Source organism: Enterococcus raffinosus, assembly GCF_018917525.1.
Lineage (GTDB): Bacteria > Bacillota > Bacilli > Lactobacillales > Enterococcaceae > Enterococcus_A > Enterococcus_A raffinosus_A.
The window spans coordinates 25,645-39,932 of the sequence record NZ_JAHLOS010000038.1 but is presented as its reverse complement, the minus strand read 5'-3'; the positions used below and the strand labels follow the sequence as shown (position 1 = coordinate 39,932).

Here is a 14,288-nt window from a genome sequence, read left to right as displayed (position 1 = left end):
TCAAAATATGGCAAATATCGCCGCATGACAGCGGTTGGTTCGGCTGATAAATACACTTCTTGAATCAAATCCTGGATCAACTCCGCAAATACACCCATGCAGAAAAAGCTCCGCACAAGAATCGCAACTCCGTACTCAATCAAAGAATCAACGTCCTGCGTTTGAGCATAATACGCACGCACACGTTTCTCCAAATTCTCAGCCTTCATTAGAAATAACTGTCTCTCTGCTAATTTTGCCACATTCATTGTCTATTCCTCCACCCTTATAGCGCTTTCATCATTTAACAACCATATAATATAACAACGAAAAGAGCATTGTAAATAGAAAAATGAAATACCTTTAATTTTAATTTTGACTAAAAATTTTGAATTGACGACAACAATTCGAGTCATAAAGTTTGATAAAACGAAATTTTTGGATTATTCAAATAACAAAAAAGGAGAACTCGTCCTCACGAATTCTCCTTTTCAAAAATTATGCTTCTTGTTCTGTCATAATTACTGGACCATCTTTAGTAATCGCGATGGAATGCTCGTATTGAGCGCAAAAACTACCATCCAGCGTACGAGCAGTCCAGCCATTCATGTCGATGCCCGCTTCCCATGTTCCGGTCGTGATCATCGGTTCGATCGTGATGGTCATTCCTTCCTTCAGGCGTGTGCCTTTTCCAGCTGCGCCAAAATGCGGAAAGAAAGGCTCTTCATGAATCGTTGGTCCGATGCCATGAGCTAGAAAATCTTGTACCACACCATAACCTTTTCCCTCAGCATAGGTTTGAATGGCATGGCCGATATCGCCTACACGATTTCCGACCTGTGCTTGAGCGATCCCGATCATCAACGCTTCTTTTGTCACATCCATCAATGTCTGATGTTCTGGTGTGATTTCACCAACTGCATACGTCCAGCAGCTATCTGAGATGGCACCGTGATAATCGACACAGAAGTCAACTTTCAAGACATCTCCGGATTTTAACCGATAATTTGAAGGAAAACCATGACAGATTTCATCGTTCACGCTAGTACAGGTGGCGAATTCATAGCCTTCGAAGCCGATTTGTGCAGCCGTCGCTCCAGCTGCCTCGATCTTTTCTTGAACAAATTGATCAATTTCCTTCGTTGTGATCCTTGGTTTGATGATCTCCCGTAATTGTTTATGAATCCCTGCTAAAATCGCGCCCGATTCCTTCATCTGGTTGATTTCTCGCTTTGATTTTAATGTGACCATTTATTCCATTGCCCCTTATTCTCGTAATAGATACTTATTTTTTTAACTAAGACCTGTTGTTTGATTCTTGACATGTTATACCACGAAAGACTTTTGAAGAAAAGCTTAGGCTCTTTTTGACTGCTTTTCCTCCTTGGCGCTTAATTTCAGCTTAAAGTTTTTTAGCGGTCCACTTTGCCAGATCTCGTCATTTTTCAGATAGACTTGTCCGTATTCAATGATCCAGCCATGGAGATTTTGCGCCTTCAGTGTGTCCATTGCTTCGGGCCAAACAATTTTACTTTTTAATTGTTTATAGCCAGTCGAAACAAAGCCGAATTTTTCAAACATTCGTTGTGCATACTTGTCTGCGATGAAGGTCGACTGATCAAAGACATACACCAGCAAAGCATCGGCCGTCTCTTCACCGATACCCTTGATCGCCAATAATTCTTTGCGCAGCGCTGAAAAATCTTTTTCTGCAAGCGTTGATAAATCGAATTGATACTCTTCCAACCAAGTCAACAGCGCAAGAATCGTCTTTGATTTGCCTTTGTAAAACCCGCTTGGTCGAATCAATTCCTGCAACTGAAGCTCTTCCAGTGCTACTATCTTTTCTGGTAAAAATTGGGTCGCTTGATATAAATTTTCCAATGCATAATCGACGTTTCGCCAATTGGTATTCTGAACCAAGACCGCACCTAGTAAGATTTCCCATTTATTATCCGTGTCCCACCAGCGTTTATGCGTCATGACTTGACTAAATGCTTCATACAATTCTTCAATATTCGTGATCATTGTTCTTCCTCACCAACAATTATTTGATTTGCTATCCATTATATTAGAAAGCATCCAAATATGCTTGTAAAGTATCCGCCAGTTTACCAACATGCAGACCATCAACAAAGGAATGATGTGCTTGAACAGAGAATGGTAGCAACGTGCGACCGTCACGCTGGAAATATTTTCCCCAATCGAATAACGGCGTAGCATTATCCTTTTTACCAGCATTGGTGTGTGAAATATGGGTATAGCTCACCCACGGCATCGGCGAAAATTGATAGACATCATTGCCTAAAGGACCGGTGAAATACGCCTGCTGTTCTTCCGCCGTTTTGGTTGCTAAGATGATGTATTCTTCAAGGCTTTCTGTTAATGGCACATTCACGACTTTGAACAATTCGGTGTCTTGATTAAGGTAAGTAAAAGCGGTGTCGATTCGATCATAAAGAACCACATCTCCATCCAAGAAACGATAGCGAAATTCTTCAATTTGATTGGCACAAACTGAAACACTATAGACCAGCGCAAAAGTGAAGGAATATTTTTTCTCGCGAATCTTGTTTAGAAAGTTGGTGATATCCAGCTCAAAGGTCACGCAAAAAGCCGGTTCCACACTATTTCTAAATACCTGACAATGCATCGCTCGTTTCCAATTCTTTTCATCTATCCGTACAAACTGATTTCCCATTTTGACACCGTCCTCATATGTTTTCTAGTATCTATAAAATACAATGAAACGAAGGACAAAACAAATCCGGCTAGCAGCTTAGCTAACCGGATTTATTCAAAAATTATTTTTTACGTTTGAAGTAGATTACGCCACCTGCAACTAACACTATGATAATACCAGCGATTATCAAAATAGTTGATCTTTGTTCGCCTGTTTTAGGCAGGTACGTATGGTTGCGTCGGACATAGCTAGTAGAAGTAGATACTGTATTGCCAGCTTTTCCGCTCGCCTTCACATTTTCTTTTCTGACTGTAACCAACTGCTTCTTCGCTTCGGTTAATTGGAAGGTCACTGGTTTGGTATTCAATATATACCCCTTAGGCGCCTCGGTTTCCGCTAGTTGGTATTTCCCAGGTTTCAAGTCTGTCACAGTAAGGTTTCCTGTTTCATCGGTCCTCAATTTATCCTTTAAGACCTTCCCTTGCTGATCCTGTAAAGCAAATGTCGCATCTGCCAATCCTTCGCCTGTTTTGCTGTCAATTTTTCTCAACACAACGGTACAAGTCAGACCCTTATTCGTTTTCTTTACTCGAACAGGACTTGTTTGTTTTTCTTTAATCGTAAATGGCACTGGTTTTGCATCCAATTTATAGCCAGCAGGTGCTTTGGTTTCAACCAACTGGTAATCACCGGGATCTAAGCCTTTTACCGCTAAACGGCCGTTACCATCCGTGATCATTTTTTCATCAGTCTCAATTGTTTTTCCTGCTTGTGTTTGTAAAATGAATTCTGCGCCAGCTAAAGGCTGGTTGGTGGCACCATCAACTTTTTCTAAAATGACACCACTAATCGCTTTGTTGGTCTTTGTTAGCTCGATTGTGTCGCTTTGATCTTTAATCGTAAATTTCACTGGCGTCGCATCTTTTTCATAGCCTGTTGGGGCTTCGGTTTCCACCAATTGATAGGTTCCCGGAGCCATCGTCCCAAGTTTAAACTTAAGCTTGCCAGATATGTCTGTCACTAACTCAACATCTGTTTCTATTGCTTTTCCTTTGCTGTCCTGCAATTCAAAGACCGCACCAGATAAAGCTTCTCCTGTTTTCGCATCTGTTTTGGTCAATGTGACTGTACCTGGTTCCGCTGGTGATTTTGTATTGGTTTTTTCAACTTCAGCAGCTTTAGCTTGAGCTTTTGTAATAGTGAACTCAATTGGTGTTGAATCTTTTTCATAACCAGTCGGTGCTTGTGTTTCGACAAATTGATAATCACCGGGTGCTAAATCTTTTACTTCTAAAATTCCGTACCCATCGGTAGCCAAGTTGTCTTTTACAATCTCTCCATCACTATCCTGTAATTGGAAAATCGCGCCTTTCAATGTTTCTTTCGATTGATCATCGATTTTGGTCAATCGTACTGCTCCTGGTGCTAACGTATTAGTTTTCTTAAGATTGATGACTTGCCCTTGGCGTTCAGTGATCGAGAACTCAACAGGAGTGTCATCTTTTTGGTAGCCTGCAGGTGCTGCTGTTTCTACAAATTGATAGTCACCTTTCGGCAGACCGGTCACCTTAAATTGTCCATCTGCGTCCGTTTCATGATCCTCGCTGACTAATTCACCATCAGCCTTTTCAAGTTTGAATTTCGCTCCAGCTAAAGGCTCATCTGTTTGACTATCTGTTTTAGTAAGTTCGATACTGTTTGGAATGGTTTCTTTATTGACAACTTTTATCGTGTCCATATCTTCGACTAAAGTGATTGCTTTGCCGGTTTCGTAATCAGGATTGATTTCATACCCATTTGGTGCCTTGCTTTCCTTCAATAGGTAGTTGCCTAACGGTAATCCCGTAAAGGTTACCTCACCAGTATCGTCGGTATCGGCTTTAAGGCCTGTTTCTGTTCCGTCTTCTTTAAGGATTTCAAAGGTTGCACCTGCCAAAGGCTCGTCCTTCTCATTTACCTTCAAGACGGATAGATCGGCGGTCTTCACTACCCCAGTTCCGCTACCGCTAGTAAAGCTTAAATTCACGGATGCATTCGCTTGTCGGTAGGAAGTGCTCAACGCACCATAGCTGGTAGAGCTTACCTGCGAAAGGTTCCTGACTCCCCCTGGGAATTCACTGACCGTATTGTATTTCACTTGAATATTACTCTCGGCTTTGTAATCAGAAAAAGTAATTTTGAATGTATTCCCTGTAATCGACAAGCTATAATGATCTGTACTGATTTTCTCATTAGTAGCTGTATCGGTAACCACAAAGGACGTTGGATCATAGGCCGCGTTAGTTGTACCTGGTGTCAAGGTATCTGTAATCACAGGATCTTGAACGGGTAGATCTGCTGAAATATTTCTCGTGGTAACGGTCCAATTCGCTACGTTTTCTTTTGATGGATCTTTTGCTACAGATTTTAGCAGCGCATATTCATAATTGTATGCATACAGACTGGCTTTATATTCGGCTGGCGCCTTCGCGTCATAGGTGACTTTCGCCACATTATCCAAACGACTATAAACATACCAATCTCGCTTGATCCGTGTCCGGTACTTCACATATACACGCTTAGCACCCAAATTGCCAAACTCCAAATTAATTTGATTATTCTCAGTATCAATCTTCGTTGGATAAACATCTGAACCTTCTTGAACCAAGTTATAATCATTCGTTAAATAGCGTGACATATTATCAATCATTGACTGGCTTGTGACCTCTTCAAAACGCAGAGATCCTGGAACCAGCTCTGTGCCAGCAGGCAAGCTGTCTTCCATTTTCGTTAAATTGAATTTTTCCCCAGTAGAATTTAAAAAGACCAGCCAATTTTGATACAAATAGTTCCCCGTCGTACTAGCATTTTGAGCTAATTTTGCTCCGCCTGTGTAATAAGGATCGACAAAGGTTCCTTTGGCCTCATACTCGATAACTCCTGGAGTATCACCATAATTTAGCGTTGCCTTGTTTTTGATTTCTGTTCTCTGATCGGATGTTTCAATCTTAGTTTTGATTGTAATGACCAGTGTATCCTTTAATTCATTGTAATCACCAAGGAAGTCGATTCGCACACCGCCGTTAAAATCATCTGGTGCGCCATTGACATTCGGTTGTGCCCCGACTGGCGAACCATTCTCATCAAATCGAGTTATTTTGTAGTCGACATTTTCCACTAACGGAACAGATTCGGTGTCAGAAATCTTTTTATTGATCGTAAGTCCAGTATAATCCTTGACCGCGCCAATAAAGTAATCATGAACGACAGGGTTTTTCATCGTATATTTCTCAGCGTTGACGGTGATATTCCACTCCATCGTCCGATTGAAAATATCGATCGTTCCCGCTTCTTTTGATAAAAGATTCGGAATAAGACTCACTTGTGCTTCCTTCGTGACCGTTCCATTAGTCACCTTATTTTTAATAATCCGTTCAGTCGGATCAGTAATTTTGGTGGAGTATTTGATTACATATGCCTGAGTCGTATTACTCTTAGGCGTAAAGGCTAACGAGCCTGAGTTATCAGTCGAAACTGTAAAATCACCGGCGCCGTCACCTTGGGAAACCACCTCATAGTTGTTGCCGCTAGTATAATTAAAGCCAACCTTTTCAATACTGATTGAACCAGCAACGAACTCCACACCTTGATCAGTTAAATCTGTAAGCAGCTGTGAAGCACTTGTTAGATGCTGCTCGTTAAAATTATACTTAATCTCCCAATCGATGGCGCCAGTTTCTTGATTGATTTTCCCTTTCGCTTCCAAAGGTTGCAAAGTCACAAACGTTTTAGACGTAGAGGAAGAATTTAATTGGCTGCCATTCTCGTAAGTATATGAATACGCATAGAAATAGTTGTACTCATTACCTGTAACAGATTCATCCACGTAATTCTTTCCATCAATCCCAGAAACAACTGATTCAGCAATTATCGCCTTTTTCCCAATGGAATTTTTCAATTGAATTTCTGCTGTCGCACGAGTCGTCCCGGCATTCTTATAGACGATTTCATAATCAACGTCCTTGGTCAATAAGGTTTTACTGCCGACCAAGGTACCATTAAAGTCAACATCACTAGCGTATACTTTGACGGAATCAAAACTAATTTTACTGTTATTGTTGTACGCTTCGATTCGATACATCCGGTCAGTGTTGTCTGTACGATCCAAGTTGAATACTGACGTTAAATCAGCTTTCTTAGGATTCAACGTATCCATTGTCAATGCCATACTATTTTTTCCTGGATCAACACTTGAAGTCATTTCTATTGAAAAGCTTGTTGGTGTCGGCGCGGTATCAAAAACGATTTTTTGATTTTCCTCATCAATACCTGTTACTTTCTCAAGGGAGGTTACCAATGTTAAATCATAAACCTCTGAAGATACGTTATCTTCTAAGAAAGTAATTGTTAATTCTTTAGTAGCTGCGTTTATCGACCATTCGGCTGAAGTCATTGGACTAAAGCTGCCGGATAGATCTTTAGCAATCGCTACCTGTGCAGGAAGCTGTGTTGTGAAGGTATCTCCTGTTTGATAATTCTTGTTTGTAAAAGAGAATTGTAACGCCAGCTTTATCCCAGTCATGTTAGGTAGGGTATCATTCGGCTGAACTTCATCTCCATTAATTTTGTACATTTTTACTGAACTGAAAATATTATCAGTAATTGCTGCACGAGCTTGTTTCTTTGGCTGCTCTTTACTTTCTGATTCTACTGTTGCTTTACTCGCTTCAACTGAATCCGTCGAACTGCTTTTTTCAGCCGTTTTCTCTTCATTATTTGATGAAGACGATGGTGCTGACGTTGCAGCGGATGGCTTTGTTGAAGAAGCTACCGTCTCCTTTTGCTCTGTTGAATTCGTCGTTGATTCAGTGGTGCCTTGCGCATAAGCAAAAGCAGGACTTAGGGTTTGTAAAACCAACAGTATAATCAACCCAAATACAACTAATTTGTTTCTCATAACCACTAACACCTTTCATGATTTTTTAATAGCTGTAAGCGTTAATAGTGACTACTATAATTTACTTGCGATTTATTTCATTATAGAAATAAGTCGAAAATAATCGCTATCAGTTAATAAATTATAAAACACCCTAAATATAAATACAATACTCGAAGAGATTTTTAATTTGTAAATTTAAATTATTTAATCTATCTTAAAATTAAACTATTTCTATTTTAGTTATTTACAAAATAAAAAATGCTGGTATCAGACTGACCTCTCTCTTACATTAAAAATACTCAATCAAAAAAGACTATTTACGTCTAGCTACCCTACTCTCTAATTTTCACTTTTTTTACCAGTATGAACATGACAATTTCTTTCTTGTTCGTTCGTATGTTTGTCACTTTTTTTACATTAATGACTATTCAAAAAGTATTCATGTTTACAGTTGCTTCAAAGGCTATTTTCATCAGATTTAATAAACCAATCTTTGTAATATCAATGATTCCTAACTTAATCAATCAAAACCCTCGAATGAAATCACACCCGCTAGAATTCGCGATTCTCAGATACACGTTAATTGCAGAAGCTCTGCCATCAAAATTTTTTAATTACATGAAATACTGCTTTTTCTCGTGTTAAATATGCTTTTATTCTTCTTAAATCAAGCAAAAACGACGTCAACTAAAAACAAAGTTTCCCTTGTTTTTAGTTGACGTCATTGATTCACTTATATTGAGTTCACAATCAAACCAATCGCGGCTAAAATCGCACCGCCCACAATTTGAATAACTAATACCTTTGTCGGGGTATATTTTTTATGCTTCAATAAATAATAGGTCAACAAAGTCACACCCAACGGCAAGATGCCTTTGACCAATGCATCTAGCACATCGGTTTGAATCGACAGATTTTCTTTCCCGCTCAAATGTATACTTAATGGGGTGGCGATTTTAACAAAATTGGCTGCCAGCGAACCGATCACGATCGCCCCCAATGTTTGCGAGAAGGTCATGATATAGGAAAGGCGTCCGCCTGCCATCATCTTCTGGATGCCTTCTTTTCCTTGCTCATAGCCTTGAATCCATAAGAAGTAGGCAATGACAGTCATAATGATCCAATGGAGGGCAAAGAATAGGACAGGTCCCATAAAAATATTTCCCTTCGCACCAAATGGCAGCGTAAAGGAGAGCAGAATTGGTATCAAGGTTCCTTGCCACAAGGTATCGCCAATCCCCGCTAAGGGACCCATTAATCCTGTTTTCAATCCATTGATCGTTTGATCATTAATGTCTGCTCCCAATGCTCGTTCTTCTTCCATCGCAATCGTCATGGCTAAAATCGGACCGCCAAAAGATGGCTCGGTATTAAAAAACTGCATGTGACGCTCTAGTGCTGATTTCATTTCGTCTTCATCTTTGCCATACAGCTTTTTCAAAATCGGACTAAAGGCATGAACAACTCCAGTTGCCTGTAACCGCTCATAGTTGTAATTTGCATGCGAGAAAAATGTCCAACGCCAAAAGGCTTTAACTACATCTTTTTTTGTTAATAGCTTTTCTTTAGCTTCTACTGCTGTCTGCTCCATTATGTCAGCCCTCCATTTTTATCTTTCAAATACAACTCCGTAAAGACATAGCCGATGATTCCTGCAAAAACAGCGATCGGTACAGAAGGCAGTCCGGAGTAGATTGCTAGCATAAAGCCGAAAGTGAAAAATAATAAAGTTCCTTTACCATTCATCGCACGCAGGTTCATGGCAATCCCCAGAGCTGGCAGTATACCGCCAATCGCCGAAAGAACATCTAGCGGACGTCCGCTTAAAGCATCCACGATCCCCTCAACTGCATCTGCTCCTAAATAAGCGGCTAAGGCAACCGGCACGACAGTAATCAAAAGTAAAAATAATTGCGGTGGTACGATATGCAGCCAATTAATGCGGTCAATTTTTCCTTCTTCTGCAGCCTTATCTGCCATATGCACAAAAGTAATATCAACGGTCATATGAGCGACCCAAATCAAGGTCCCCAGCAGTCCGATCGGTACAGCCAAGGTCACAGCAACAGCCGGTTCAACCTTAGCCGCCATCGCTAAAGCGGTTCCAAGAGTCCCCGCAAGCGCTGGGTCCATCGCCACCGTTCCGCCAGCTGAAATAAAAGCTAAATACGGCAGATTGATAGCCGCTCCGATGATACACCCCTGAACCGGATCACCTAAAATCAATCCGACTACAGTTCCATTGACCAGCGGACGCATCCAGCCATGCGTTCCCACTAATGAAAGCCACGGCGTGCCATTGATTCCAAGATAATAAACGACCCCGATCAAAATTGCTTGGATTAGACTAATTTTCATTTCTCCACTTCCTTCACTATTTTTTTATAGCAATCCTTCAATTGCTTGTGAACCTTGATCTGGAATCACATGGATCTTCATTTTGACATTTTGGGCGACGATCTTTCTAAAGGTCTCCTTTTCTTCCTCCGAAGCCGAAATATTTTTATGGAAGGTTTTACGATCTTTCCGTGCTCCCATCCCACCGATAATAATTTCATCGAAGGTCACGCCCTTTTCAATCAGCTGCCAATACGTTTGAGGCTCCTTCGCCAACACAATGATCTTGTGTCCGTCAGGAATATTCGCCAAAAGTTTCGCTCCATCTGCCACTCCCAAAATCGATAATTTAATCCCATTCGGCACCGCCATCGACATGATCGATTTGGTAAACTCATCTCCTGCTGTCGCGTCATCCACAATGACAATATGATTTCCTCCAGTAAACTGCAGCCAGGCCGTCATTACTTGTCCGTGAATCAAGCGATCATCGATTCGTGCTAATACGATTTCACCCATTTGTACTCCACTCCATTTCTATTATTTATCTGTACGTATTTTTTCCAGCTTTGCCATTTCTTCCAAAAACTCTTTGATTCCGTCTTTTCCCGCGGTCATTGCGACTTGATACATTGTTTCTAAATTCGCTCCAATCATTCGCTGATTAAAGGCTTCGACAATCATGGGAAGATTCACCCCTGAAATTAATCGATAGTGATGCCCCTTCAATTTGTTGAAGGACATAGCTGCTTGGTTATAGGGACTTGCAGAAAATAAATCGACGAAAACCAATACCCCATCACCTGTGTCCAGTTCGCAAATGGCCGTTTGAATCTTCTCTCCGAATTCGCCAATGTCATCCCCATGCTTTAATCCAAGCGTTTGATAATCTTCCTGCTCTCCCATGATAAGGCTCAAGCTGTCCATCAGACCTATCGCCATCTCGCCATGCGTTACAATTGCTATTCCTGTCATATTTTCACCTCATTCATTTAGCCCGTCGCACTTACCAATTGAAATGCATAACTGTTTTATTCCAGCCTGGATTTTCGACAAATTGCTCCATCACTCTTCTAAAATCTTCTCCTGTTGAAACCTCAACAATTTTCTCCGGCAAAATTTTACTCAACGCACGTCGATAGTCTGGATTTTTCATGCCTTCAACAACTGCTTCAAAGTCCGCCGTTGACGATCGACTGCTGCCATGAGCGGTAATCCCTTTTTCCAAAATGTCTCGTGTATCAATTGGTACCAGCTCTTCAGTCACACCCATAAAAATGATATCCGCCAACGAATCTGCAATATCAATTGCTTGATTCAAAGCACTTTGACTAAATTTTCCGCCTGTGCATTCGATCAGTACATCAAACTTTTCTTTAGAATGCTTAAAATCATAAGACAGTACATTCTCTCTTCGAGCAAAATCGAAATGCGCCAACTTATCATCCGCTGCACCAAAGACAACAAAGCGTTCAGCAGTCACGCCGTACAGATATTTCAGCATAACAGCGGTGAAGTATCCCACAGGTCCATCACCAAAAAGGGCTACACGAGTATCTGACTTTTTCAGCTTCTCCTGCACGTGGCTAAGAGCATGATGAGAAACAGACGAAAGCTCCGCTAAAACCGCGATTTCATTGGGAATTTCATCAGGGATACGCACCAGACATTCTTCTGGATGAACCAAGCAGCTTTGGGCCATACCATCATAGCCGCTTCCTAAAAAGGCATTTCCCTTTGAGTAATTCACAGGAATATCGGGCTTCTGATCAATCTCAGGATGCAAGATTTGTCCCGGTATATTGGGAACAACGACTACTCGATCCCCTTTTGAAAATTTTTCTGAACGACTTTCCTTGACCACTGCGATCCCTTCATGCAGCAAAGCCATCGGCAACTTTTTAGCTAAAGCCTCAGGTCTTCGCAACCCTGCAAAATATCTTAAATCCGCATGGCAAATACTCGCATAGGTCGGCTCAACAGCCACCCAATTTTCAGGAAGACTTCTCGTCTTGTTCACCTCCTCAATCACACCAGGTTCCACCAAACTAAAAACTTTTGATTCAAGCATTTGTTTCATTCTTCCTCTCCTACCGCTCGTTTATGAGCGCTCATATAAACTCTTTGTTGCTCGTTTACGAGTATAGCATCAGAATACAGCTCTGTAAACGCTTTATTTTAAAAATATCAGAGCGCTATTAGTAAAACAGCTACAAATGAATCATTTGATTGGATATAAAAAAACAAAAAAGTTGATTTTAAATTGTGAGGTCTTAAATCTATTTAGTTGCAGTCTCACTCGAATACGCTCGTTGATGCGCGCTTTTCATCTGTATGTATTGACACCTTCTATTATTTTCCCTAGACTGAGAAGTGAGAAAGTCTTTCAACGGTGGGGATTTTTACTGGGAAAGCGAGAGGATGAAGAAACATGCTAACAGGAGAGCGGAGAATAAAGCTGCTAGAAGCTATTGAAAATAAACAATTTATTTCTGTTGCCCAATTGTCAGAGATTTTTCAGGTTCATGAAACAACGATTCGGCGAGATTTAGATGAATTGGAGTCACAGGGACTTGTTGTTAGAATCCATGGCGGAGTGGTTCCTGCAAGTATCAAACAGGATGAGCCAGATTTTGAAGATCGGGCAACTGAAAATATGCTGGAAAAAACAAAAATCGGAAAATATGCGACGAATTATATAAAAAGCGGCGAAGCGATTATTTTAGATTCTGGTACCACCACCCTGCAAATCGCAAAAACCCTCAATGAAATGCCGCAGTTGCAAGACATTACGATTATCACCAATGATGTCAATATCGCTTCTGTTTTACGGTCCAATCGAGGAATCACCACCATCGTCACTGGAGGGACACTTTTCCACGACAGCTATATGCTCAACGGACAAATTGCTAATGAATCCCTGCAGCAATTAAGTGTCGATAAGGCCTTTATTGCTACGCCTGCGCTTAATGTTGAAAAGGGCTTAACCCATTTCAATGAATTATTGATCGCCACCAAAAAAAATATGATTGACGCTGCTGCAAAAAAAATTGTCGTTACCGATCACACAAAAATCGGCCGACGAGCGCTGTATACGTTTCTTCCGATTGATCAAATCGACTTACTCATTACAGATAATCAGACAGATAAGAAACTAATTGATGAAATGTATAAAAACGGAATCATCCGTATCGAAAGTATTTAGCTTCCTTAAAAAAATTGGCATCTATAACAAAAGAAGCAAAGAATTGAGGAGTATATTTCCCTCATTCTTTGCTTTTTCTACTCATCAAGCTGTTAGTATCCAATTCTAACTATCCCACACCTGATCCTGCATAATCCCTGCTGCCTTCAGAAACATGCAAGTAACAATTGGACCCACAAAGGTAAATCCTCTTTTCTTCATATCTTTGGCGATCACCGTTGCTTCAGGCAATGTATTCGGAACTTCCTCTGCCGTCTCGTACTCATGGAGGACTGGCACCCCACCTACGAAATCCCATAAATAGTCAGCAAAACTATCATAGTCGTTTAACAGCAGCACGATAGCTCGCGCATTTTGGACAACCGCTTTAATTTTTCGCCGATTCTGGATCATTTCCGGATCTTTGGCAATCTGTTCAATATCTTCAGGAAAAAAAGCCGCCACTTTGCGAAAATCCATTCCACAAAAATTTCTTTCGAAGACTTCCCGTTTACTTGCTGCTGCCTGCCAGCTTAATCCTGCTTGAAAAACGCCCACCGTCAACAATAAAAACAGCATCCGATCATCATGTGTCGGCTCGCCCCACCGATCACTGTACCATTGAGATTTACTCACTACCTCACCTCCATTTTTAGTTCACTTTAATTCAGCACACTTAACATTCCTGATAAACAGTAAAAAGCAACAAAAATGCTGACCCTTCAGCCAGCATTTTCACTACATTTCTTTGTGGCAAACGGCCTCAATATTGTATCCATCGGGATCAAAGACAAAGGCACCGTAATAATTCTCGTGATAATGAGGTCGTACACCTGGCGCTCCATTATCTGCTCCGCCGGCCCTCATCGCTGCTTCATAAAAGCGATCGACCGTTGTACGATCAGATGCGCTAAACGCCAAATGGATCTTGCTTGGTTCGCTTTTGACGATCCATATATCTCCTCCTTCTGCCCCAAAACAAACACCATGGTCCATCTCGAATTTTACCTGATAGCCTAATGGTTCCAAAGCTTCCTTATAAAACACCTTACTCTTTTCCAAATCGCTGACACCAATACTTAAATGATCAATCATGTACTGCACCTTCCTTTTACCATTGTTAGCTTTAAGTATAACTGAAAAGAAAGCGCCTACCAAGTCGAATTATTGAGGAATAAGGACACGGA

The 14,288-nt window shown here is 41.0% G+C and carries 12 protein-coding genes and 1 pseudogene; 1 reads left to right on the top strand and 12 read right to left on the bottom strand.

The window, feature by feature from the left end; genetic code table 11:
* From KQI58_RS18280 to KQI58_RS18235, 10 genes and pseudogenes are all read right to left on the bottom strand, one after another.
* A pseudogene (locus tag KQI58_RS18280) lies at positions 1-248 on the bottom strand (hypothetical protein); the annotation flags it as partial.
* 229 nt (positions 249-477) lie between these two features.
* Positions 478-1,230, bottom strand: coding sequence for a type I methionyl aminopeptidase (gene map, locus KQI58_RS18275; RefSeq protein WP_216410417.1), 753 nt, complete (start codon positions 1,228-1,230; stop codon positions 478-480).
* Positions 1,231-1,335: 105 nt separating this feature from the next.
* Positions 1,336-2,007 (bottom strand): endonuclease III domain-containing protein, encoded by a 672-nt coding sequence (locus KQI58_RS18270; RefSeq protein ID WP_216410416.1) that lies wholly within the window; start codon positions 2,005-2,007, stop codon positions 1,336-1,338.
* Between the two features lie 43 nt (positions 2,008-2,050).
* On the bottom strand, positions 2,051-2,680 hold the full coding sequence (locus KQI58_RS18265; protein ID WP_216410415.1) for a CatA-like O-acetyltransferase: 630 nt from the start codon (positions 2,678-2,680) through the stop codon (positions 2,051-2,053).
* Positions 2,681-2,783: 103 nt separating this feature from the next.
* Positions 2,784-7,598, bottom strand: a complete 4,815-nt coding sequence (locus tag KQI58_RS18260; RefSeq protein WP_216410414.1) for a SpaA isopeptide-forming pilin-related protein — start codon at positions 7,596-7,598, stop codon at positions 2,784-2,786.
* Positions 7,599-8,313: 715 nt separating this feature from the next.
* Positions 8,314-9,171, bottom strand: coding sequence for a PTS system mannose/fructose/sorbose family transporter subunit IID (locus KQI58_RS18255; RefSeq protein WP_048717791.1), 858 nt, complete (start codon positions 9,169-9,171; stop codon positions 8,314-8,316).
* A complete protein-coding gene (locus KQI58_RS18250) occupies positions 9,171-9,938 on the bottom strand; it encodes a PTS mannose/fructose/sorbose/N-acetylgalactosamine transporter subunit IIC (protein ID WP_016179696.1) in 768 nt (255 codons plus the stop codon). Before KQI58_RS18250 ends, KQI58_RS18255 begins: the two co-directional genes overlap by 1 nt.
* 24 nt (positions 9,939-9,962) lie before the next feature.
* Positions 9,963-10,436 carry a PTS sugar transporter subunit IIB gene (locus KQI58_RS18245; RefSeq protein WP_016179695.1) on the bottom strand — a complete coding sequence of 158 codons (474 nt, stop codon included), beginning with the start codon at positions 10,434-10,436 and terminating at the stop codon, positions 9,963-9,965.
* 21 nt (positions 10,437-10,457) lie between these two features.
* The gene (locus tag KQI58_RS18240) at positions 10,458-10,892 is read right to left on the bottom strand and encodes a PTS sugar transporter subunit IIA (protein WP_216410413.1); all 435 of its coding nucleotides are present in this window, start codon (positions 10,890-10,892) and stop codon (positions 10,458-10,460) included.
* A 31-nt stretch (positions 10,893-10,923) separates the two neighbouring features.
* Positions 10,924-11,997: an alcohol dehydrogenase catalytic domain-containing protein gene (locus tag KQI58_RS18235; protein ID WP_216410412.1), complete on the bottom strand. Its 1,074-nt coding sequence runs from the start codon at positions 11,995-11,997 to the stop codon at positions 10,924-10,926.
* A 351-nt stretch (positions 11,998-12,348) separates the two neighbouring features.
* Between KQI58_RS18235 and KQI58_RS18230 the strand changes: the two genes are divergently transcribed.
* Positions 12,349-13,122 carry a DeoR/GlpR family DNA-binding transcription regulator gene (locus tag KQI58_RS18230; protein ID WP_016179692.1) on the top strand — a complete coding sequence of 258 codons (774 nt, stop codon included), beginning with the start codon at positions 12,349-12,351 and terminating at the stop codon, positions 13,120-13,122.
* Between the two features lie 105 nt (positions 13,123-13,227).
* Here KQI58_RS18230 and KQI58_RS18225 read toward each other — a convergent pair whose 3' ends face one another.
* Together KQI58_RS18225 and KQI58_RS18220 are read right to left on the bottom strand one after the other, a co-directional pair.
* The gene (locus tag KQI58_RS18225; RefSeq protein WP_216410411.1) at positions 13,228-13,737 is read right to left on the bottom strand and encodes a DNA-3-methyladenine glycosylase I; all 510 of its coding nucleotides are present in this window, start codon (positions 13,735-13,737) and stop codon (positions 13,228-13,230) included.
* 102 nt (positions 13,738-13,839) lie between these two features.
* A complete protein-coding gene (locus KQI58_RS18220) occupies positions 13,840-14,196 on the bottom strand; it encodes a VOC family protein (RefSeq protein ID WP_016179690.1) in 357 nt (118 codons plus the stop codon).
* Between the last annotated feature and the right edge of the window lie 92 nt (positions 14,197-14,288).

Excerpts from the sequence above, each read along its gene's own strand:
- map (WP_216410417.1), bottom strand. The coding sequence starts at position 1,230 with ATGGTCACATTAAAATCAAAGCGAGAAATCAACCAGATGAAGGAATCG.
- KQI58_RS18270 (WP_216410416.1), bottom strand. The coding sequence starts at position 2,007 with ATGATCACGAATATTGAAGAATTGTATGAAGCATTTAGTCAAGTCATG.
- KQI58_RS18265 (WP_216410415.1), bottom strand. The coding sequence starts at position 2,680 with ATGGGAAATCAGTTTGTACGGATAGATGAAAAGAATTGGAAACGAGCG.
- KQI58_RS18260 (WP_216410414.1), bottom strand. The coding sequence starts at position 7,598 with ATGAGAAACAAATTAGTTGTATTTGGGTTGATTATACTGTTGGTTTTA.
- KQI58_RS18255 (WP_048717791.1), bottom strand. The coding sequence starts at position 9,171 with ATGGAGCAGACAGCAGTAGAAGCTAAAGAAAAGCTATTAACAAAAAAA.
- KQI58_RS18250 (WP_016179696.1), bottom strand. The coding sequence starts at position 9,938 with ATGAAAATTAGTCTAATCCAAGCAATTTTGATCGGGGTCGTTTATTAT.
- KQI58_RS18245 (WP_016179695.1), bottom strand. The coding sequence starts at position 10,436 with ATGGGTGAAATCGTATTAGCACGAATCGATGATCGCTTGATTCACGGA.
- KQI58_RS18240 (WP_216410413.1), bottom strand. The coding sequence starts at position 10,892 with ATGACAGGAATAGCAATTGTAACGCATGGCGAGATGGCGATAGGTCTG.
- KQI58_RS18235 (WP_216410412.1), bottom strand. The coding sequence starts at position 11,997 with ATGAAACAAATGCTTGAATCAAAAGTTTTTAGTTTGGTGGAACCTGGT.
- KQI58_RS18230 (WP_016179692.1), top strand. The coding sequence starts at position 12,349 with ATGCTAACAGGAGAGCGGAGAATAAAGCTGCTAGAAGCTATTGAAAAT.
- KQI58_RS18220 (WP_016179690.1), bottom strand. The coding sequence starts at position 14,196 with ATGATTGATCATTTAAGTATTGGTGTCAGCGATTTGGAAAAGAGTAAG.